The sequence below is a fragment of the Aquimarina callyspongiae genome, assembly GCF_034322225.1.
Lineage (GTDB): Bacteria > Bacteroidota > Bacteroidia > Flavobacteriales > Flavobacteriaceae > Aquimarina.
Map to the genome: position 1 here is coordinate 563,464 of NZ_JAXLPA010000003.1, position 19,777 is coordinate 583,240.

Below are 19,777 nucleotides of genomic sequence, written 5' to 3' on the forward strand. Positions count from 1 at the left end.
ATAATGATAGAAGACTAATTTACTTAAATATTTCTTATCAGTGTTTTTAATCAATTCTGCCAGACAGCGTATAAGTGATCATATCGTTAACAGGTTGAAAGAACTTAGTAACCTCTATCTCTACATTACCTGTATATTCTATATTACCGATTAATGATATGATATCTAAACCTGTACCATCAAAATTTTGCGGAGCTCCAAAACTACCCAACTCTTCTTGTTGTTCAGTTCTTAACTTAATAGATACGTCCATATTTTTACCATTTGATCTACCAGAAGATCTACCAAAATTTGGGATAGTTAATATCCCTTTTAATTTCGACATATTAATTCTATCCAAACAATTACAAGGATCTGGTGGTGGTGGTAATGGAGGATCTATTCTGGGCACTCTGGGAACTTCTGAAATACTTATTCCAGAACTTATTTGATCATTCAAAGTATTGGCATAATTAAGATCTGTTACATTAAGAGCTTCCAGTTCTTCTATCTGATTATTAGGATCTCCTTCGGCTTCCAGTTCTTTTATCAATTCTCTTCTGCGATCTACATTCTGCCTAAGATAGCGTAAGTGTAAATCTTGTTCTAAAAAGATTCCCGTTTCTTCTGCATTGAGAATCACAATATCAACATCATCGTCATCACACGATGCCAATGTCAAAATCATGCAAATCAATGCAAATACTTTAATAGTTTTCATAATACTTTATTGTTATTGGTTTTTTGTTGGTGGTAGAATGCACAACAAGGTTAACATCTACTTTAATAAAAATAACGAAATTATTCTTTAAAGTAGTATACGTAGTAAAATACAAAAAAACAAGACCTCTAGGAATCAACACTTAACGAAGCTACATAAGAGATTTATGCAAGCGGTTTGAGCAAAATCATTTTTTAAAATCTTCTGCTACTTTTTCCAATTCTAAATACCAATTCTCTCCAAACTTTCGGATCAAAGCTTCTTTTACAAATTTATAAATGGGTACTTGAAGTTCTTTACCCAATGTACAGGCATCGTCACAAATTTCCCAACGATGATAATTAACTGCAGAAAACTCGGTATAATCCTGCACTCTAATAGGATATAAATGGCAGGAAATAGGTTTTTTCCAATCAATCTCTCCTTGATTATAGGCTTCTTCGATCGCACACATTGCTGTACCTTTATCATCAAAGATTACATATGCACAATCCGCTCCATTGATAAGAGGTGTTTCTAACTCACCTTGTTCAGTTTTAACATAGACTCCTTGTTCTTCTATAGCTTTGACTCCTTCTTTTCTAAGATACGTCTTTACTATCGGATAAACTTCTTCTAATTTCTTTGTTTCGGATTCTTCTAATGGAGCACCTGCTTCTCCATCAATACAACAAGCCCCTTTACAGGCAGATAAGTTGCATACAAAGTCTTTTTTGATAATCTCTTCAGATATAATCGTTTTGCCTAATTGAAACATATCGCGAAGATACTAGATATGAATAATTCAATCCATCTTTTATTTACAATTTATTGACTTATTTATCCTACTTTTGCCTCAGAATGAACACATCTCTTTGTTGTTAATTTAAAAACCTTGATCTATGTGGAATTTTGACTTTAAACAAATTCTTACTGCAAGTATGGTTCTTTTTGCCGTGATTGATATCATAGGAAGCATTCCAATCATTATCGATCTTCGTAAAAAAGTAGGACATATCCAGAGTGAAAAAGCTTCTATAGTTGCTGCGATACTTATGATTGTTTTCTTGTTTGTAGGAAAAGAAATCTTAAATCTTATCGGTATTGATGTCAATTCGTTTGCAGTTGCCGGTGCTTTTATCATTTTCTTTTTAGCATTAGAAATGATTCTTGGAATTCAATTATACAAAGACGAAGAACCTGAAACTGCAGCTGTAGTACCCCTTGCTTTTCCTTTAATTGCCGGAGCCGGAACTATGACCTCTATACTATCATTACGAGCAGAATATCACCCAATAAACATTGTTATTGCAATACTCATAAACATTATTTTTGTATATATTGTTTTAAAATCTTCTGGAAGAATTGAAAAAGTAATAGGGAAGCAGGGAATAAATGTTATTAGAAAAATCTTTGGTGTGATCTTGTTGGCTATCGCCGTAAAATTATTTGCCGCTAATATTAAAGGGCTTTTTATATGAAATATTTTATTTACATCCTTATTCTTGTAGCCGTTGGGCTAATTATCTATAACACTACTAAGCTAGATTTTAATAACCTTTTACAAGGTGATAGTGCTACAGCTCTAATTGGTGTTTTTGCTTCTGCTTGTGTAGTGGTTCTACTTTTGATTTTATTGGTTTCTAGAATAATTAAAGAGAAAAGCAAAGGACAATAAACCCCTTTCTTTCAAATAATTACCCTAACATTCTTTTGATTTAAAACACTATAAAAAGTGCTATGATTACTGGCGGTAATGATATTACCATCAAAATCATAAAAAAGTTATGCAACCTTCTAAATAGTAATGCTCTTTTAAGTGATCTTTTTAATTTAGGATCTTTAGAATCATTAATATGTTCTTTTATCAAGTCACCTGATACATATGAAGAATCCACTAAGATCTCGTGATTAAGAAAAATAGAAGCACTATTATCAAGTAATCTAAAAATTACCCCTATTATGAAAAGGAAGACGGGGGAGCAGATCGCAATCGTAATTAGGTATTCTTTTAATTCTATCATTTTTTGGGGCTCTAAAAGTGTTCTATTTTTGCTGCGATAGTGACAAAACTTTTTTAATCATTTTATCATCATCATTTATAATTTTCTCAAAAGCTCCTGTGCCAAAAAGTTGTTGTGCCATAGTTGCTTTTAAATATTTTTTTAATTGTTCCTGATAGTTTCTTAATTCAATTTCTACTCCTCTTCTTCGTATATATTTCATAAAATCTTCTGCAAAATCTGAACTAATATTGACTTCTTCCTTAAATTCATCTTCAGAAAGGCCATTATAAAAAACTCTTTTTTTATCAAGTTCTTCAAAGATATATCCTCCCATTCGTCCTGAGCGTAATAAATAATTTAACGTCTCTCCCACTCTGGTAGTATCTTTACTAACAAACATATCCGGTATTATTCCTCCACCACCATACACTATTTTACCCTTTGGGGTTCTAAACTTTAAAGAATCTGCCACCTGAATGCTATCTGCATTTTGCAATTCTCCGTTCTTATAACGTTCTAAATACTCATTAAAGTATTCTTTATTTCCATTCTCATAAGGTTTCTGGATAGATCTTCCTGTCGGAGTATAATATCTAGATATAGTCAATCTTATAGCACTACCATCTCCAAGTGCCATTTCTCTTTGAACTAATCCTTTTCCATAAGATCTTCTACCCACTATAACTCCTCTATCATTATCTTGTATTGCACCGGCAAAAATTTCACTAGCTGACGCTGAGTTTTCATTGATTAACACATACACATTATTATTTTCAAAATCACCTTTATTGGTCGCATAATTATTCTCAATAGCGCCTTTTTTATTTTTAGTAAACATTATTAAGGTATCATCTTTCAGAAATTCATCTGCCATTTTTAATGCTGGCGCAATAAAGCCTCCTCCATTATCCCTAAGATCTATTACCAAATCTTCTGCACCTAAATCATGTAATGAGTCTGCAGCTCTTTTAAACTCTTTATATGTTGTTTCTGCAAATCGATTAATTTTCACATACCCAAGTCTTTCATTAAGCATATATGCGGCATCAACACTCCTTAATGGAACTCGTCCTCTTTTTACAAGGACTTCAAAAACCCCTGTTCCTTTTCTATATACTTTTAGCTGTACCTGGCTATTTAATTCTCCTTTTAGCTTATTAGCTAATCCATCCCTTATCAACCCTTCTCCGTAAAGAGTATCATTATCTGCCATTAAAATCCTATCACCGGCTTTGATGCCAGAACGCTCGCTAGGTCCTCCTTTAATCGTATTGATTACCGAAATCGTATCCCGGTATGGATAATAGCTAACTCCTATACCAATAAAATCTCCTTGCATACTTTCTGTAATCCCTTCTAATTCTTCTGGAGGAATATATACAGAATGTGGGTCCAAATTCTCTAGAATTCTATTAACAGTTACATCAACAATACTATCTGTATTGATCTCATCTACATATTCATAATCAATATAATCAATAAGCCTGTTTAACTTTTCTTTTTTGGCATTAGAAGAAAATAGCTTAGCTGATGGATTGCTGAAATCAAGTTTACTACCTAAGAAAACTCCAGCTCCCATTGCTAAACCAATAAATAAAGGCAAGTATTTCTTTGAATAACCCATTAATCGTCTAAATCTTTAATCTGTTCTATCTCTACTCCTGCTTTTTCTAAAAATTGTAGCCCCGAGTTATCTTTATATCCTGTTTGATAAACTATTCTTTTTATTCCTGCTTGATGAATGAGTTTACTACACTCTTTACAAGGCGATAATGTGATATATAATGTAGCCCCTTTGCACGACTGAGTAGAAGATGCAACTTTTGAAATTGCATTGGCCTCAGCATGCAACACATACCACTTTGTGTATCCCTCTTCATCTTCACAATGATTTTCAAAACCAGTTGGTGTTCCGTTAAATCCATCAGAGATTATCATTCTATCTTTAACAATAACCGCACCAACTTTCTTTCTTTCACAATGAGATAGCTTCCCCCATTCTCTAGCGATCCTTAGATACGCTTTATCATACTTACGTTGTTTTTGTTTTGGCATAGATCATAACATCTGAAAAATTGATACTTATCAAAATACGAATATATTATGTCAATGTGTCAAATACAACCCTAATTGACAATAAATTACCAAATTTTATTTTCGATGATCATAGGAATCACCATTCCAATAACAATTGAAGAAACCACCAAGATCCAATCCCTTTTTGAGAATCTTAAAAATGTCTGACCAATAAACCCTAAAAGAAGAACAATTATCACTATAATAATTTGAGCAATCTCTATCCCAATTACAAAACCGGTTAATTGAAAAATTTTAGATCCTAAATTACCACTTATAATATTAAAATAATTAGAAAATCCTACTCCATGAATTAGTCCAAATAATAATGTAGTTCCGTATAAAATTCTATACCGTCCATGACTTGATACCTTATTCGCGGTAAATATATTAAAAAGAGCAGCTATTAAAATTGTTATCGGGATTAAGAATTCTGCAGTACTACCAGATATCGGAAGTAATTTATATGCTCCCAATACTAAGGAAATGGTATGACCAATTGTAAATAAGGTAACGAGTAATATTATTCGTTTCCAATTATCAAAATTATATGCTGCAATCAGTACAATTAAAAATAAAATGTGATCATAAGCTTGCCAATCCAACACGTGATCAAAGCCCAGTTCGGCATTAGTCCAAAACAATGACATAATCTTTTAAAATTTTGAGGTTGGGACTAATGTACAATTAAATCGAAGAATGAAGAAATCACCTTAAAATTCTTATCAAAATTTTAAGGTATTACATCTTTAAAGAACAATATTGTCATTCATCGAATTTTAATTAATTTTTAGAGTCTAATCAGATAATTATTTAATAGCAAAGCTTAATTTTAGGTTTACAGAAATCACTAATTAAAAAACTTGTTATGGATATTCAAAAATGGCTAGACAAAGGTCTAGAATTCATTGCTGATTTTGGCCCAAAAGTAATCGGGGCGATTTTGATCTGGATCATAGGATCCTGGGTTATAAAAAAATTAATGAAAGGCGTTTCAAAACTAATGATCGCCAGAAAATATGACGAAAGTCTCCAAAAATTTCTTGTCAATTTATTAGGCTGGTTATTAAAAATCCTCTTGATTCTAGCGGTTTTAGGAACTGTTGGTGTTGAAACCACTTCTTTTGCGGCAATACTTGCTGCAGCAGGTCTAGCAGTTGGTTTGGCTTTACAAGGATCTTTGGCAAATTTTGCAGGAGGAGTATTGATCATGATTTTCAAACCCTTTAAAATTGGAGATCTTATAGAAGCTCAAGGTGTCTTAGGAGTAGTTAATGAAATAGAAATTTTTACAACAAAATTATCCACCCCAGAAAATAAAGAAGCTATTATTCCTAACGGCACTTTATCCAATGGTAATATTATTAATTACACTACTCTTGGAACATTAAGAGTAGATCTAAATATAGGTATCGGATATGGTGATGACATCAAAAAAGCCAAAGACACGATCATGGATGTACTTACAAACAATCCAAAAGTATTAAAGGACCCGGCACCTACTGTTGCAGTAAGCGAGCTTGGTGATAATGCTATAAATATTGTTGTAAGACCTTTTGCTAACGTTGCTGACTATTGGGATGTATATTTTGAAGCGCTTGAGGATTCTAAAAATGCCTTAGACAAAGCCGGAATCTCTATCCCATATCCTCAAAGGGATGTACATATTCATAATGTGAAATAAATATTATTTCAACAAAAGCACAAACCCTCTTAAAATAACTCTTTTAAGAGGGTTTTTCTTTTGTAATTAAATCTGTTTAAAAACCATTGCTCTATCAATTTCTATTCTATGAATAAGAGATCTTTATAATCAAGTCACATAGTAAGACTTGTTCTAATGATTCAAAAAATTATATATTTATGTAATCCCATACCAAAAGCATTACATATTATGAAAACTCACGAACAACCTCAATATTTCCCTCAACTTATCCCTTTTAGGAAAGGGGATAAATGGGGGTTTTCTGATCGCGAAAAAAACATTATCATCCCATTAAAATATGATCAAACCTATCCATTTATAGATAATGTGGCATTAGTAAGAATTGAAGATAAATATGGTTTGATTTCTTCTACTGATGAAACGCTACTCCCTATTACTTATGATGATGGAGAAATGGTAATAGATGAAGCATATGATAAAGGATGGAGAACTCCTGTTTCAACCAATTTTTATCCAAAAATTCCAAAAGAGGTTATTAATAGTATCGAAGATATTAAAGAATTCTCTGATGGAATAGCTCCTTTCAAAAGAAATAATAAATGGGGATTAATTACAGAAGAAGGAAAAGAATTATTATCCCCTGAATATGATGCAATAAAATCAATAGAAAATGAAAATTGGCCTTTTATTCATAACAATAAATGGGGACTTCTATCAAAAACAGGAGCATTACTCATTGAAGCCAAATTTGATGAAACCAGAGGTTTTTCTAATGGTCAAGCTGCTTGCAAAAAAGATGAAAATTGGGGCGCAATCGATCAAAACGGTGAATGGATTGTTGCTCCTCAATTCTCTGAGTTAGGTGAATTAAGGGATGGGGTTAGTGCCGCTCAAAAGAATGGATTATATGGATTTATCAATGAAAAAGGAGAAGTAGTTATAGATTTTCAGTTTCAATACGCGTTAGATTTTAATAATGGTATTTGTGCCATTTTTGAGGATGAATTTATTTACTTTATTGATAAACAAGGACAAAAAGTAAGTGATTCTTACATTCGAATGTTTGGACCAGATGAAGAATGTCTTATGCACGTAGTAAAAGATGAAAAATGGGGTCTTATAAAACCAGATGGAACTTTCTTGCTTCCTATTCAATATGATCTTCCTAAAGCAATGGGACAAGTTTTACATACGATAGAACGAAAAAGGATTCCTATCAAAAAAGGAGCTTTATTAGGATATGCTAATTATAAAGGCGAAGAGATAGTGACACCCAAATATTGCACAATAGACCCATTTTGTGAAAATCTTTCTCTGGTTTCAAGATTGGATCCTAATTTAAATTTCAATAATACTATCGAAGACATTGAAGCTACAGGTAGCATTTCTGGTGTCTTTAACTTTGGTTTTATCGATGCTGATGGAAAAGAAATTGTACCACCTAAATATATTCTGGCACATAGATTTGAAGGTGGGTTAGCGTTTGTAAAAAATTCAGATTTTCAGTGTGGTTATATCACTTATGATGGTACCGAATATTTTATGTAATCTGATAACTTGAATAATAATAATAATAATATCAACTTCTTTAAATAAACTTTTAAACATCTAGTGCAATGCAAAACGAAAACAAATCATTTGAAAAATTTGATGTTACTCTCATAAGTAAAGGAAACATATTTGAACTAAATGAATCTATAGTATTTTCATTTACAGTAAAAAACATAAGCGATACAACTGTCAGATTTTGTGACTACCATACTCCTTTTGAAGGCATTGCAAACGAAATCTTTAAAGTAAAAAGAGATGGAAAACAATTAGATTATCAAGGGATATTAAAAAAAAGGCTTCCTCCAGAGGATAAAAATTATACCAAACTAAACCCGGGAAAATCCACTGCTTGCACTTTTAAAATTAACCAGAGTTATCTAATAGATAAAAAAGGACTGTATACCATTCAGTTTATTGGTAATCACGCTATCAACGGACTTACCGATTCTAATGAATTTACTTTTACAATTAAATAGATTATACCTCTTAGCTATGAAAAAAATCTTCAAATTTCTATTCGCTCCCTTTATTTGGTTAATTCAAGCCTGTAGTCCTTTAGGAAGTCCTGTAGATGAAAAAATTTCTAATAGCCACTTTTATAACAACTCAAAAACGGATATTATCTATAGTCCAAATGGAAATTGGTTTGAATTAGAGGCTACTAATCTACAGGTCGACATTGCAAGTTTTAAGGTTTTAAGCAATAAATTTGGTAAAGACAATGACAATATTTATTACCTCGGTCAGGCTGCTCAGAATACAGGCATAGATATCCAAAGTTTTAATACAAAAGAAGTAGCTTGGATGTGGCATATTGGTTTTGATAAAAACAACGCTTACATATTTGAGCGAGAAGTAGTAGAAGGGAAATTTAAATCAAAAGCGACCATTATTAAAGGTGCAAACCCCATAACCTTTACGCAACTAAATCAGTACTTTTCTAAAGATGATAAAAATTACTTTTTTGACTATAAAATGATTAATGTAGACTACTCTACTTTTAAACAAATAAACAAATCTTTTCATCTAGATAAAAGTCAAGCATATTATCATACTTATCAATTATTTAAATCATTTGAAGTTGATCAAAATAGTTTTAAAAAGCTCGATGATTATTATGCATATGATAAAACAAACATCTATTATTTTGCAGAATACGTAAGAAATAGAGGCGAAAAAAAATTACAAATAATTCCGTATTCAGATTTTGAAAATGTGACTGCGTATAACAAAACACATCTTAAGGTAAATGATAAAGTATTTTATAAAGGCTTTGAAATTAAAGATATTGATATAAGCAGCTTTACAATTATTGATGAAGAACACGCCAAGGATAAAAATCACGTTTATTTTACAGGAGTTCTGATTAAAGAGGCTGATCCGGAAACTTTTCATTATTCAGAAAAAGTATATAGATATAAAGATAAAAACAACACTTTTCTACAGGGTGAAATAGTAAAAAAATAATATTCGTTAGTATCGTTCATAAAAATTAAAGCAACATTTAGAATAATCTGAAAGTATCTAATTACTATTATTTCCTTCCAAAGTAACCACGTATAATTTTTCTAAACAAACTTGATTTTCTTCTTTCTCCATATCCATAACCATATTCGTATCCATAACCATATCCGTACCCTTTTGAAAAATCGATATCATTAAACAAAATTGCCAATGAGGAAAATCTTTTTTCTTGTACTAAGGTTTTGGGTATATCCAGCAATCTTTTATCAGAATATTTTTGACGAACTACATAGATACATAAATGCGTGTAAGAGCTTAGTAAAAGTGTATCTGCAACTACGGTAATCGGTGGAGTATCTATAAGTATAAAATCATATTTTTTCTTTAGTTGTTCAAATAAATCATCAATTCGTGGGTGTTTAAGCAATTCTGCAGGATTTGGAGGTTTAGGACCCGAAGTAAAAACATCCAGGTTTTTAAATCCTTCCATATTAGAAAAGACATCTTCAATAGTTAGCTCTTCATTTTTTATGAAATTCGTAATTCCTTTTTGGGTATCTATCTCCATTCTTTCCTTCAACTGGGCAGAACGCAAATCCATATCAAGTAACGCCACCTTTTTTCCGGAACGACCAAGAGTCACTCCAAGATTACTAGCTGCAAACGATTTACCCTCACCTTTAACACTCGATGTTATTAAAACTGTCTTCCCTTTTTTCTTTGAATGAGAAAGTAAAAAATCAAGGTTGGTTTCCATCAACCTAAAAGATTCTGCCAGGATCGATCTATCGGCTGATGGTGTTACAAGTTCCTTATTATCTGACTTAGGAATACTACCAATTAATGGTAGCTTTAACTTCTTTTTTAAATCTTTTACATCTCTGATCTTAGTATCTAATAAATCCTTAAAAAACACTATTACTATCGGGACAATAATAGAAACCAATAAACCTGTAAGAAAGACGATATTCTTTTTGGGTTTTATAGGCCCTAACGTAGCATATGCTTTTTCTATCACTTTGACGTTTGAAACTGTTGCAGCAAGAGAGATAGCGGCTTCTTCTCTTTTTTCGAGTAAATAGAGAAATAAGGTTTCTTTAATCTGTTGTTGGCGTTTTATATCTCGTAACTTTCTTTTTTTCTCTGGAATGGTAGATAATCCAGCTGTTATACTAGCCTCTCGTTTTTCAAACTCTTTTAGTTTTAATTCTAATGTCTTTTTAAGATTTTTTAAACTCTGCTGGATACTAAGTCTTAAATCTGCCAACTTTTGATTAAAATTTACAATAAGAGGGTTTTGTTCTCCACTGATTTTTATCAGTCTATTTCTTTGCAGGGCAATCTCATTATATTTATTAATAGATTCGACCGCTGTAAGATCACTAAATCCGAGATTTACAGGAAGTAACTCATTTTTAGTTTTTTGCATATAATCCAGTAAAAAATCGGTCAACCCCATTTGTATATAGGTTTCTGTCAAATACCGTTCTGTTTCAGAGGCTTTTTCCAACATAATATACCCTTCTGAGGTAAGATCAGTAAGTTTATTATCAGTTTTAAAAGATTCTAAATTTTTCTCGAGATTTTCGAGTTCTTCATTAATGATATCAAGTCGCTCCTGGATAAATGTTGCTGTATTAGATGATATCTGATTCTTATCATTTATAATATCCTTATTGTACTCTTCTATAAGGTTGTTAAGGATATTTACTGCTCTTTCTTTGGCAATAGTGGTCATGGTAAGCGTAACCACACTTGTATTTTGATTGGTGAGTCCAATACTTATTGATGATTTATATCTCTCAACTGCATAAATAAGAGGAGTTACCTGGACATGTACATTACTACCCAAATATTGCCCAATAACATTAAAGTTAGGGTTAATATTAATATCACCTTGAGGAGTATATAAACAAGTCCCAAATTCTCCTTTTGCAATAATATTATTTTCAGAATCTATTATAGCATATTCTTTTTGTGAAAGAATATTTACTATTAAACTGATTCCTTGCTGATAAAAAGAATCATCAAGAAATTCTACTTTAATTGGGATATTTTCTGAGAACTCTACCAGTCTCTTTGAGTACCGAGTCTTACTAAAGTATTGTACATTGAGTTCCAGGTTTTTGACCACATTTTCTAGAAGAGGCCTGGATTTAATTATTTCTATTTCATTTTCTACTTCCTTCGTTTCATTTTTAAAAATAGTAAGATCTTCAAAAGCAGCAAGTTCTGATTTGATTCCATTTTTTTCTGATCTAATAAGTATAGTAGACGTGACTCTATAGAGCTTTGGAGTGTATCGTAAATAGAAGAAACCCACCACAAAACTTATGGCAAAGGCAATGACAAAAAGTTTCCAATTGGAAATGTATCTCTCTAATAATTCTTTTACAAATAAATTCTCAGAGTCCTCATCTATTTCGTAGTTCATTTAACGAATCGCTCTTTTTAAGTATTGATTAATATCTATAAATTTAACTAATATCTGCGAACATGACGGGGAAAATTCCAATTTTATCATGTTCACAGATAATAGCTGCTACTTACGTAATAAAAAGTATCAATCAATTTAATCTTAAAAACTTCTTTTTCCTCTAAAAATGATGTTTTTGAAAATTTTGTATAAGTATGAAATATCAGTCATTAAAGGAGCCGTTTCATAAGCCTCGAGATATTTCATTTCTGATTTCATAATATCATCCAGAGTATCAGGCATATCCGCATAAAATGGAGGAATCAGACCAGGTTTGAATTTTACTCTTTTTTCTTGTAATTCTTGAGAGTAAAGACTAAAATAATGATTACTCAAAGGTCTTCCTCCAACTAACTTGAGATCTCCTCTTAAAAGATTAATAATCATCGGGAGCTCGTCTATCCAATATTTTCTAAACATCTTACCCACATTAGAAATCCTGAAATCATTCTTTATCTTTCCTCCTTTTCTCAAGTTATTTTTTTCAAATACATACTTCTGTAGATACTCAGAATATGGATGCATCGTTCTAAACTTATATACATCAATAGGTTTTCCATTCTTACCTACTCTTTTCAGACTAATCAAAGGTCCATAAGTAGGGTTGGTATCATAAGTAGGAATTCCTGTTTTTTGCGCAACAAAATACAATTTATCCCCAATCATTTTTTCTTTTATCAGATCGAATCCACAAGAATACAATCTTCCAAAAACTTCTGTTTTTGTTAAAACTCTCCCTTTTCCTCTAGTAAGAGAAAAGTATAGTTTTTTGGTAAAATTAAGCTTAGGAAATACCCTATGTACTATAAAATCTCCTAAATAAAGAATATGATTCAATGGCTTTGGAAATTTTTTGAAAAAGCTTTTCTTTCTTTGTTCATAAGGAACAAAACTGTTTATAAAAATTCCTTTCTCAGGTAATTTTTTGTTTACAGATTCAAAGAATTTATTAATTCTTCTGTAATCATTAGCATCGCTTAAATTAACAATAGAACGATATCTTTTTTTAGTACGATTATTAATTTCTTCTTTATTATGAGAGTCAAATAATAAAACCTCATTTAACTCAAATCCTTGTAAATGATTTGTTATAAAATCACATACATCATTACCCAGTTTTCGGGTAATTATCTTTCTTATCGCAACCTTACTTTTAGCCCTTAATTTAGAAGGTAGTGTAGTATCAAAATAGTTTAAATCAGTAAGGATTTTGGCCGGTCTATTCTTAGTAGAATAGATTTCGATACCTCTCTCCTTACTGATCATCTTTACTGGATAAATTCAAGGGACAAAAAAGGGTAGAAAACGAATAAATTTCTCGAAAGAAATAGAGCATATTTTCTCTATCTCTGTTTAGTAGATCTGTTAGCATAATAATTCTTTTAGGTTAACTATTTTAAATATAGGAATTAATACGCTGTTTGCACGACGGTTTTTCCGCAATGTTTTTAATGTAAATATCTGAAATAGAGTCTTTTACTTGTAATATTTAAGGGAATTTTTAGTAAAAATTGTTAAAACGTAAACATTTGAAGTAAAAAACTTATTCAAATTTGTTAATTTTTCAATAAAAACCGATTAAAAACACATTTTAATAGACAAAAACACATAAATAGTAGTTTTCATTGCGATAAATATGGTTTTTCAGTAAAAATTGTAGGTGAACATCAAAAGAGATAAAAAGTGAGTAAAAATCAGCTTATTTAAGTGAAGTTTTTGCAAGCTGAATCTGTTTGAATACATTGCTATTTTTAAGTCCAAAAATCAGGTTTTTTGTATGCTCAATTCTACCCTTCTTATTTAAATGATAAACACTGTCAAAAAAATAAGAAGTAGGATAGACAAAACCTTCTAAATCCATGATCATTTCTAGGGTAAGGTTTTCTCTCATAGACAAGTCTACTTTATGTAGAGCAACCTTATTTTTTTCATACTCTCTTATCTCATATGCTCCATAAGAAAATACAACATTTATCCCTTTTTCTTTGGCAAAAAGATGAAACTCATTTAGTAATTCAATTTCTTCATCTTTATTGGCTTTGATAATGGACTTACTACCCAGCACATTTGATGAAGGTATATCAAGATGATACACTCCGTCCCCATATTTATTAAGACCACTTCTCATATAAGCCGGATCTTCTTTTACTTTATCTATAAGAGACGATATGGTTTTTTTAAAAAGTAAATGGCAATTTTCTATTTCTATTACATATTTACCGAATTCTAATTCATCCTGATTGCGATAATATTTATGAGCAAAAGAATTATAATACGATGTCATCTTTTGTAGTTCTAGGTTTCCTTGAATAGTCATATCATGTTCTATTGATAATACAATAAGGTCTCCTTCTCTCGCCACATCTTTTAATTCATTAAGTATAAATTTCAATCCTAGTTTGGCAAGTAATCCCAAATTAACTATTGGAGTTTCTAATTCTCTTTCGATAGTTTCACTATCAACACCAAACACTAAGTTTGATCCTCCTGCAAGTATGATTTTAGGTTTTTTTATATTTTCTATTCTCTTATGCTTATCTGTGAGAGCAGCCATGTACTCATTAGTTTTTAAACGATCACCTTCTAAAAAAAATAACAACAATACAACTCCAGTAAGAATGCTTAGAAATATTAATATTTTTAATAGAAACTTTTTCATCTTAAAACTGGAAGTATATAAATTGATGATTTTGTCCTGAGAAGTACAAAATCATTCCTATTAAACTTAAATATGTTGACCACCTCAACGGGGTAGGTAATTTATAGTTAATTGAGGCTATTGCAAATTCATTTCTTCTACCCATCCATTCAATAAGTAGAAACACAAAAACCAACAACAATATTTTTTTAGGAAAAATCTCTGGATATTCTAATAAAGAAGATGAAAAGACCTCTGAAAGTATTTGGATTGCTTGCGTTACATTTTCAGCTCTAAAAAAAATCCAGGCTACTATTGTCAAACCAAAGGTTAACAAAATCTGACCAATCTCTTTTATCGATGGAAAAGTTTTATCAAATGCAACTATTTCTAAATTATTTCGATTATTGCCAGATAACAGTAATGGTAAAAAATACAAAGCATTTAAAGCTCCCCAAATTATAAACGTCCAATTAGCACCATGCCAAAATCCACTCACAATAAAAATGATAAAGGTATTTCTTATTTTCATACCGGTTCCTCCTCTACTTCCTCCAAGAGGTATGTACAGATAATCACGAAACCAGGTGGATAATGATATGTGCCATCTTCGCCAAAACTCGGCAATATCTCTTGAAAAATATGGGAATGCAAAATTGCGATTTAATGAAAAACCAAATAATCTAGAGGTTCCTATTGCGATATCTGAATACCCGGAGAAATCACCATAAATCTGAAATGTAAAAAAGAGGGCGCCAATTAATAAAGTGCTTCCTCCAAACATATCTGAATCATTAAATATAGTATTTGCATATCCCGCACAAGTATCAGCAATAACAACTTTCTTAAACAATCCCCATAAAATCTGTCGTAAACCATCGGTTGCATCTTCATATTTAAATACTCGTTTTTTATAAAACTGAGGCAACAAGTTAGTAGCTCTTTCTATTGGACCAGCAACCAGCTGAGGAAAGAAAGCAACAAATGAAGAAAAAACAATAAAATCACGAGTAGGCTCTAGTTTGTTTCTATAAATATCAATAGTATAACTTAGGGTTTGGAATGTATAAAAACTTATTCCAACTGGAAGAATGATGTTTAATGAATTGCCTTGAATTTCAAATCCAAAAAATGTAAAGGCCGTGACAAAGTTGTCTAAGAAAAAATTATAATATTTAAAAAAGCCTAAGAATCCCAGATTCACAAGAATACTGGTCCAAAGTAGCATTTTTCTTTTTGAGGATATTTTTGTTCTTTTTAAAGACAATCCAACAGAAAAATCCACGATACTACTAAACAAAATCAAAGATAAAAATCGCCAATCCCACCAGCCATAAAAAATATAACTCGCCACCACGATCAAGAGGTTCTGTATTTTCAAGTTTTTATTAAAAACAAACCAGTACAGTAAAAATACTATAGGTAAGAAAATGGCAAAATCCAGGGAATTGAATAGCATAATTAGTGATTAACGTAAAAGTGTTTTTTAACTACATTTTTTGCATTTTGTAAAATCAGCTCTTTACTCCATTTAATAAAATTATCATTCCATCGTTGTGGATGAAATGTAAACATGACTTGATCTGGAAAAATACCGGCATCAACGGTTTTGATAATTTCTGAAGTTCTATGATAGGTTTTTGAGAAATTGGTTTCTACACGATCTCTTACACTTGTTTTGTGACCATCCCACTTTCTCCCTGTATCAGTTAAATAATAAACCTGATTATAATCTACATCAAAATATGGTTCGGCAATAATGCCATACTCTTTATAATCATAGGTTTGCCAAAGATCTTTAGAATCATATTTTGATAGCGGAGATCCATGCATACAGATAGTACTTACAGGAGCTAATGCTCTTAAAGCTTCTAAATTGGTTGCAAAATCCTTAATCCCTAATTCAAGATTTCCTTTGGTGGTTGTCAGGCATTCATAGTGGTAACCGATCTCATGCCCTAGCTCAGATATTTCTTTAATAATACTTTCATCCCAACTCTCTGGAACCGCTCTAAAATAATATGTTCCTTGAACTCTATTATTTGCTTGTATTTTTGCAAATGCCAAAGAATTAGCAGGAAGTAAATCCACATCGTGCCTTAGTACAATGCTCCTTTTTTTAGGATTGGATATAAATTCTTCAAAAGTCTGAAACTCATAATTATCTTCAATCAATGAGGTTAAGAATTCTCTATATTTTTGAACAGTAAAATCAATCATTTATATGAAAATTGTAATTGTGGATTATTTATTATTTCATCTTTACTCTTAGGATAATTTTCTACAAACCACACCATAAAAGCAGTGATGTCTATTTTATCATTGAGTAGATTAACACGTCTGTCAGCAAAAGTTTTTTTACGATCAGGAATGTTTTCTATTTCTTTAATTTTTTCAAAGACTCCTTTTTCATTCTGAAAATTAAATACCAACCCATACTTTTCTTGATCCTCATTATAAGACCTTCTTATAGAATTAACATAAATTGAAGGAGTTCCTAACACTCCAGATTCTGCAGCCATTGTTGCTCCTTCTCCTATAAACAATTCTGCACCCGCCAAAACTTCATGTATATCTTCTGGAGCAATTTTTATTTTATAGGATTCATACTTTTCTGGCAAATACCCTTCTGAAGTAATGAACACTCTATATCGACTAGCCAGATAATCAATTATTCTTTCTTTTTCGGTTTCAGAAAAACCATTGTGCCCTCTATCATGAGAAGCATTCCAAGACACAAAACGTACAATTACATATTTTTCATCAGGGGTAAGGTTTAGAATTTTGTGCTGGTTATTTTTTGTTTCAAAATAATTAGGGTGTAAATATGCTAATTCATGATATGATTGATATCTAATTTGTTTATTACCTAAATCTTCAAACAACACATCTGGAGTAAGGACACACGAAGTAAAAGGAAGATATAATTTCATTTGTTCCCAATTACCCGAGTCTTCTAAAGAGACATGTGGTTTTCTTAAAATGGCGGCGGCGTGTGCTGCATATGGTGACCCGTGGCTCATAAAAATATCTGGTTTAAATTTTAGTCCTTGTATTAGTTCAAGGATGTCAAATTTTATCAACCCCAAAATTTTACCAAAAGTGCTATTGTATTTTTTCCCAAAGGATACAAACGGAAGGTTGGCTGCTTTCAAAAGCTCAATTTCAAACTCTTTTTCTCTACAGGTAAAAAGAAATTCATGACCTTTTTCTTTCATGCAGTATGCAAAATTCCTGAATAAATGAACATGTCCCGGATGACCTATGTCGATTAGAATTTTCATTGTTTATTGTATTACCATTTTTTTAATGCTTTTACTGCTTGCTTTCCCAAATTATACAGGAATGGATTTGCTACATAAACAAACCTCCCATGTTCAACAAGTTCTCCTCCAAATTTTGATTTAAACTCTCTAACGCCATAATCTTCATCTGGTTTACCTGCTCCCATAAAATCAAATCGGGGAATCTGGTTTTCACAAGCATATTGTATTGCCGACCAGGTTGCCAAAATACTGGGATAGATGTTTTTATAAACCCCATCTTTACCACAGACATACCATTCATAAATCACCTTATCTTTTAAGAAAGGACAAACAATTCCTCCTATTACTTCATTATTAAAAAACACCAGAAAAATTTTAGCAATTCTTTGACTCCATAATGTGGTAAAGAAAAATAGATCTGGTAATGGAGTTTTTACTTTTGTCTTATATAGATTACTCAGTATTTCATAAAAATCTGCGATTTCTGATTCTGTTGTAGCCTCTTTTATTTCTGCTCCTTCTTTTAGGCTTTTTTTGATTTGTCTGAGTTTACTACTGCTCAATCTTTTTTTAGCTAATTCCTGGGTATCACAGGTCACATGAAAATTAAGATGTGGATGATACTCAAAACCTATTTCCTTCAACACTTCTTTATGGTTACTATAATTATTGAGATTGCGCGTTTCTATATAAATAACCTTATGTTTAAGCTGTTTAACAACGGTTTTAAACAATTCTGCTATGTGCTCTTTTTCTACATCTTTTGATATGATTGGACCTCCATAAATAATAGCTCTGCTAGTAAATGAAGATTTGATTCCTTTTTCTTTTTGTACTATGCCTGCTACAAAAGCAGTTATTTTTTTATCATATTCGATTGCATAGGAAAATGTTTCCAGGCCTACTGTATTAAAAAAATGAAGTGCTTCTATTGTTTGAAAAAAATTAGCAGATTCATTTTGCATCAGTTCTTCGATTTGTTCTGAACTGAGTTTGAAAACACTGTCATGTATGGTTAAAGTATTGGTCATCATAATACTTCTTTATAAAGGTTGGTTAATTTTGTGGCAATAACCTCAGCATTTAAGTGAGGGATATGAAATCTTCCGTCTGGTTTTCTTGAAAATTCCAATGCGCGTTCTAAGCAATTGGCTATTTCTTTTTCATCAAACCCTGTTACAAAGCATCCGGCTGCATCTCCTATTATCTCTTTTATATCTCCGACATTTACTGCTACAATTTTGCAATTGCAAGCCATAGCTTCTTTGATTACATTGGGTGATCCTTCCCAGAGACTAGTAAGTATTACTACATCTGCTGCATTAAAATAAGCAGGCATATCCTGATTAGGAACATTTATCAATGCGTGCAGTTCTACATCCTTCTGGTTGATTAACTCAAAAGATCTTTGAGCAAGTGCATAGTTTTTCTCTCTACGATTAGGATTGGCTGCAAAAAGTATATGCTTTTTCTTTTGATCCCAGCCCGTAATTTTTAATGCCTCTTGTTTTGGGATTTGAACAAATTTGTTGAAATCTACTCCGTTTGGAAGAATTGATGCTTTTTCAATTCCACACGATAACTTCATGTCTTGTGATTTTACAATCACTTTTTTCCAAAATAAAAAATGACATATCTTGATAAGATATTTTAGTAAAGGAGATGCTTTAACATCACTCCCCATTAATGAAACTACCAGCGGTTTTCCTCCAGCTAATGCAGCAACAATAGCACTTAAAGAATAGTGTGCATGTATTACATCGTATGTATTTGATTTAAGAAATCTTTTAAGCACAAAAATATGTTTGAAATATCCTTTGATTCCTTTTTCTTTTATGGTGAAAAAAGAAACTTCATGTCCTATTTCTTTTAATGAATTTCCTTGATTAAAGACAATAGGTGATATTCCATTTTTTGTATTCCCGCTACTTACAAATAGTATTTCCATAATATCA

20 protein-coding genes are annotated in these 19,777 nt (G+C 31.5%); 6 read left to right on the plus strand and 14 right to left on the minus strand.

Annotated elements, in window-relative coordinates; genetic code table 11:
• Positions 1-46: 46 nt before the first annotated feature.
• Both U0D62_RS14720 and U0D62_RS14725 read right to left on the minus strand, forming a co-directional pair.
• Positions 47-700 carry a hypothetical protein gene (locus U0D62_RS14720; protein WP_322288067.1) on the minus strand — a complete coding sequence of 218 codons (654 nt, stop codon included), beginning with the start codon at positions 698-700 and terminating at the stop codon, positions 47-49.
• A gap of 187 nt (positions 701-887) precedes the next feature.
• Positions 888-1,457: a DUF3109 family protein gene (locus tag U0D62_RS14725; RefSeq protein ID WP_322288068.1), complete on the minus strand. Its 570-nt coding sequence runs from the start codon at positions 1,455-1,457 to the stop codon at positions 888-890.
• A 124-nt stretch (positions 1,458-1,581) separates the two neighbouring features.
• Between U0D62_RS14725 and U0D62_RS14730 the strand changes: the two genes are divergently transcribed.
• Together U0D62_RS14730 and U0D62_RS14735 are read left to right on the plus strand one after the other, a co-directional pair.
• Positions 1,582-2,160 carry a MarC family protein gene (locus tag U0D62_RS14730; protein ID WP_322288069.1) on the plus strand — a complete coding sequence of 193 codons (579 nt, stop codon included), beginning with the start codon at positions 1,582-1,584 and terminating at the stop codon, positions 2,158-2,160.
• Positions 2,157-2,357, plus strand: coding sequence for a hypothetical protein (locus U0D62_RS14735; RefSeq protein ID WP_322288070.1), 201 nt, complete (start codon positions 2,157-2,159; stop codon positions 2,355-2,357). The genes U0D62_RS14730 and U0D62_RS14735 overlap by 4 nt, the downstream gene beginning before the upstream one ends.
• A gap of 40 nt (positions 2,358-2,397) precedes the next feature.
• Here the strand turns inward: U0D62_RS14735 and U0D62_RS14740 are convergent, their stop codons facing one another.
• The 4 genes from U0D62_RS14740 to U0D62_RS14755 form a co-directional block, all read right to left on the minus strand.
• Positions 2,398-2,703, minus strand: coding sequence for a hypothetical protein (locus U0D62_RS14740; RefSeq protein ID WP_322288071.1), 306 nt, complete (start codon positions 2,701-2,703; stop codon positions 2,398-2,400).
• Positions 2,704-2,725: 22 nt separating this feature from the next.
• Positions 2,726-4,309, minus strand: coding sequence for a S41 family peptidase (locus U0D62_RS14745; protein ID WP_322288072.1), 1,584 nt, complete (start codon positions 4,307-4,309; stop codon positions 2,726-2,728).
• Positions 4,309-4,740, minus strand: coding sequence for a deoxycytidylate deaminase (locus tag U0D62_RS14750; RefSeq protein WP_322288073.1), 432 nt, complete (start codon positions 4,738-4,740; stop codon positions 4,309-4,311). Before U0D62_RS14750 ends, U0D62_RS14745 begins: the two co-directional genes overlap by 1 nt.
• A gap of 86 nt (positions 4,741-4,826) precedes the next feature.
• Entirely contained in the window at positions 4,827-5,411 is a 585-nt protein-coding gene (locus tag U0D62_RS14755; protein ID WP_322288074.1) for a HupE/UreJ family protein, read from the minus strand.
• Positions 5,412-5,629: 218 nt separating this feature from the next.
• Here U0D62_RS14755 and U0D62_RS14760 point away from each other — a divergent pair, with 218 nt between their 5' ends.
• The 4 genes from U0D62_RS14760 to U0D62_RS14775 all read left to right on the plus strand — a co-directional run bounded on the left by U0D62_RS14760 (position 5,630) and on the right by U0D62_RS14775 (position 9,445).
• Entirely contained in the window at positions 5,630-6,445 is an 816-nt protein-coding gene (locus tag U0D62_RS14760; RefSeq protein ID WP_322288075.1) for a mechanosensitive ion channel family protein, read from the plus strand.
• Between the two features lie 210 nt (positions 6,446-6,655).
• The gene (locus U0D62_RS14765) at positions 6,656-7,975 is read left to right on the plus strand and encodes a WG repeat-containing protein (RefSeq protein ID WP_322288076.1); all 1,320 of its coding nucleotides are present in this window, start codon (positions 6,656-6,658) and stop codon (positions 7,973-7,975) included.
• Positions 7,976-8,043: 68 nt separating this feature from the next.
• Complete coding sequence (locus tag U0D62_RS14770) at positions 8,044-8,454, plus strand: hypothetical protein (RefSeq protein WP_322288077.1); 411 nt, start codon at positions 8,044-8,046, stop codon at positions 8,452-8,454.
• Positions 8,455-8,470: 16 nt separating this feature from the next.
• On the plus strand, positions 8,471-9,445 hold the full coding sequence (locus tag U0D62_RS14775) for a DKNYY domain-containing protein (RefSeq protein WP_322288078.1): 975 nt from the start codon (positions 8,471-8,473) through the stop codon (positions 9,443-9,445).
• A gap of 67 nt (positions 9,446-9,512) precedes the next feature.
• On the opposite strand, the gene U0D62_RS14780 is transcribed toward U0D62_RS14775, so the two are convergent.
• The 8 genes from U0D62_RS14780 to U0D62_RS14815 form a co-directional block, all read right to left on the minus strand.
• A complete protein-coding gene (locus U0D62_RS14780) occupies positions 9,513-11,876 on the minus strand; it encodes a GumC family protein (RefSeq protein ID WP_322288079.1) in 2,364 nt (787 codons plus the stop codon).
• 144 nt (positions 11,877-12,020) lie between these two features.
• Complete coding sequence (locus U0D62_RS14785) at positions 12,021-13,184, minus strand: sugar transferase (protein WP_322288080.1); 1,164 nt, start codon at positions 13,182-13,184, stop codon at positions 12,021-12,023.
• Positions 13,185-13,617: 433 nt separating this feature from the next.
• Complete coding sequence (locus U0D62_RS14790; RefSeq protein WP_322288081.1) at positions 13,618-14,577, minus strand: hypothetical protein; 960 nt, start codon at positions 14,575-14,577, stop codon at positions 13,618-13,620.
• Between the two features lies 1 nt (position 14,578).
• Positions 14,579-16,015 carry an MBOAT family O-acyltransferase gene (locus U0D62_RS14795; protein WP_322288082.1) on the minus strand — a complete coding sequence of 479 codons (1,437 nt, stop codon included), beginning with the start codon at positions 16,013-16,015 and terminating at the stop codon, positions 14,579-14,581.
• 2 nt (positions 16,016-16,017) lie between these two features.
• Positions 16,018-16,776: a hypothetical protein gene (locus U0D62_RS14800; RefSeq protein ID WP_322288083.1), complete on the minus strand. Its 759-nt coding sequence runs from the start codon at positions 16,774-16,776 to the stop codon at positions 16,018-16,020.
• Positions 16,773-17,840, minus strand: coding sequence for a DUF354 domain-containing protein (locus U0D62_RS14805; protein ID WP_322288084.1), 1,068 nt, complete (start codon positions 17,838-17,840; stop codon positions 16,773-16,775). Before U0D62_RS14805 ends, U0D62_RS14800 begins: the two co-directional genes overlap by 4 nt.
• 11 nt (positions 17,841-17,851) lie before the next feature.
• Positions 17,852-18,856 carry a lipid II:glycine glycyltransferase FemX gene (locus tag U0D62_RS14810; protein ID WP_322288085.1) on the minus strand — a complete coding sequence of 335 codons (1,005 nt, stop codon included), beginning with the start codon at positions 18,854-18,856 and terminating at the stop codon, positions 17,852-17,854.
• Positions 18,853-19,770, minus strand: coding sequence for a glycosyltransferase family 4 protein (locus U0D62_RS14815; RefSeq protein ID WP_322288086.1), 918 nt, complete (start codon positions 19,768-19,770; stop codon positions 18,853-18,855). The genes U0D62_RS14810 and U0D62_RS14815 overlap by 4 nt, the downstream gene beginning before the upstream one ends.
• Between the last annotated feature and the right edge of the window lie 7 nt (positions 19,771-19,777).

What these genes read in the sequence shown, in the direction of transcription:
- U0D62_RS14750 (WP_322288073.1), bottom strand. Translation starts at nt 4,740, where the DNA reads ATGCCAAAACAAAAACAACGTAAGTATGATAAAGCGTATCTAAGGATC.
- U0D62_RS14785 (WP_322288080.1), bottom strand. Translation starts at nt 13,184, where the DNA reads ATGATCAGTAAGGAGAGAGGTATCGAAATCTATTCTACTAAGAATAGA.
- U0D62_RS14755 (WP_322288074.1), bottom strand. Translation starts at nt 5,411, where the DNA reads ATGTCATTGTTTTGGACTAATGCCGAACTGGGCTTTGATCACGTGTTG.
- U0D62_RS14790 (WP_322288081.1), bottom strand. Translation starts at nt 14,577, where the DNA reads ATGAAAAAGTTTCTATTAAAAATATTAATATTTCTAAGCATTCTTACT.
- U0D62_RS14770 (WP_322288077.1), top strand. Translation starts at nt 8,044, where the DNA reads ATGCAAAACGAAAACAAATCATTTGAAAAATTTGATGTTACTCTCATA.
- U0D62_RS14760 (WP_322288075.1), top strand. Translation starts at nt 5,630, where the DNA reads ATGGATATTCAAAAATGGCTAGACAAAGGTCTAGAATTCATTGCTGAT.
- U0D62_RS14745 (WP_322288072.1), bottom strand. Translation starts at nt 4,309, where the DNA reads ATGGGTTATTCAAAGAAATACTTGCCTTTATTTATTGGTTTAGCAATG.
- U0D62_RS14795 (WP_322288082.1), bottom strand. Translation starts at nt 16,015, where the DNA reads ATGCTATTCAATTCCCTGGATTTTGCCATTTTCTTACCTATAGTATTT.
- U0D62_RS14765 (WP_322288076.1), top strand. Translation starts at nt 6,656, where the DNA reads ATGAAAACTCACGAACAACCTCAATATTTCCCTCAACTTATCCCTTTT.
- U0D62_RS14810 (WP_322288085.1), bottom strand. Translation starts at nt 18,856, where the DNA reads ATGATGACCAATACTTTAACCATACATGACAGTGTTTTCAAACTCAGT.
- U0D62_RS14800 (WP_322288083.1), bottom strand. Translation starts at nt 16,776, where the DNA reads ATGATTGATTTTACTGTTCAAAAATATAGAGAATTCTTAACCTCATTG.
- U0D62_RS14725 (WP_322288068.1), bottom strand. Translation starts at nt 1,457, where the DNA reads ATGTTTCAATTAGGCAAAACGATTATATCTGAAGAGATTATCAAAAAA.
- U0D62_RS14775 (WP_322288078.1), top strand. Translation starts at nt 8,471, where the DNA reads ATGAAAAAAATCTTCAAATTTCTATTCGCTCCCTTTATTTGGTTAATT.
- U0D62_RS14740 (WP_322288071.1), bottom strand. Translation starts at nt 2,703, where the DNA reads ATGATAGAATTAAAAGAATACCTAATTACGATTGCGATCTGCTCCCCC.
- U0D62_RS14730 (WP_322288069.1), top strand. Translation starts at nt 1,582, where the DNA reads ATGTGGAATTTTGACTTTAAACAAATTCTTACTGCAAGTATGGTTCTT.
- U0D62_RS14720 (WP_322288067.1), bottom strand. Translation starts at nt 700, where the DNA reads ATGAAAACTATTAAAGTATTTGCATTGATTTGCATGATTTTGACATTG.
- U0D62_RS14815 (WP_322288086.1), bottom strand. Translation starts at nt 19,770, where the DNA reads ATGGAAATACTATTTGTAAGTAGCGGGAATACAAAAAATGGAATATCA.
- U0D62_RS14780 (WP_322288079.1), bottom strand. Translation starts at nt 11,876, where the DNA reads ATGAACTACGAAATAGATGAGGACTCTGAGAATTTATTTGTAAAAGAA.
- U0D62_RS14805 (WP_322288084.1), bottom strand. Translation starts at nt 17,840, where the DNA reads ATGAAAATTCTAATCGACATAGGTCATCCGGGACATGTTCATTTATTC.
- U0D62_RS14735 (WP_322288070.1), top strand. Translation starts at nt 2,157, where the DNA reads ATGAAATATTTTATTTACATCCTTATTCTTGTAGCCGTTGGGCTAATT.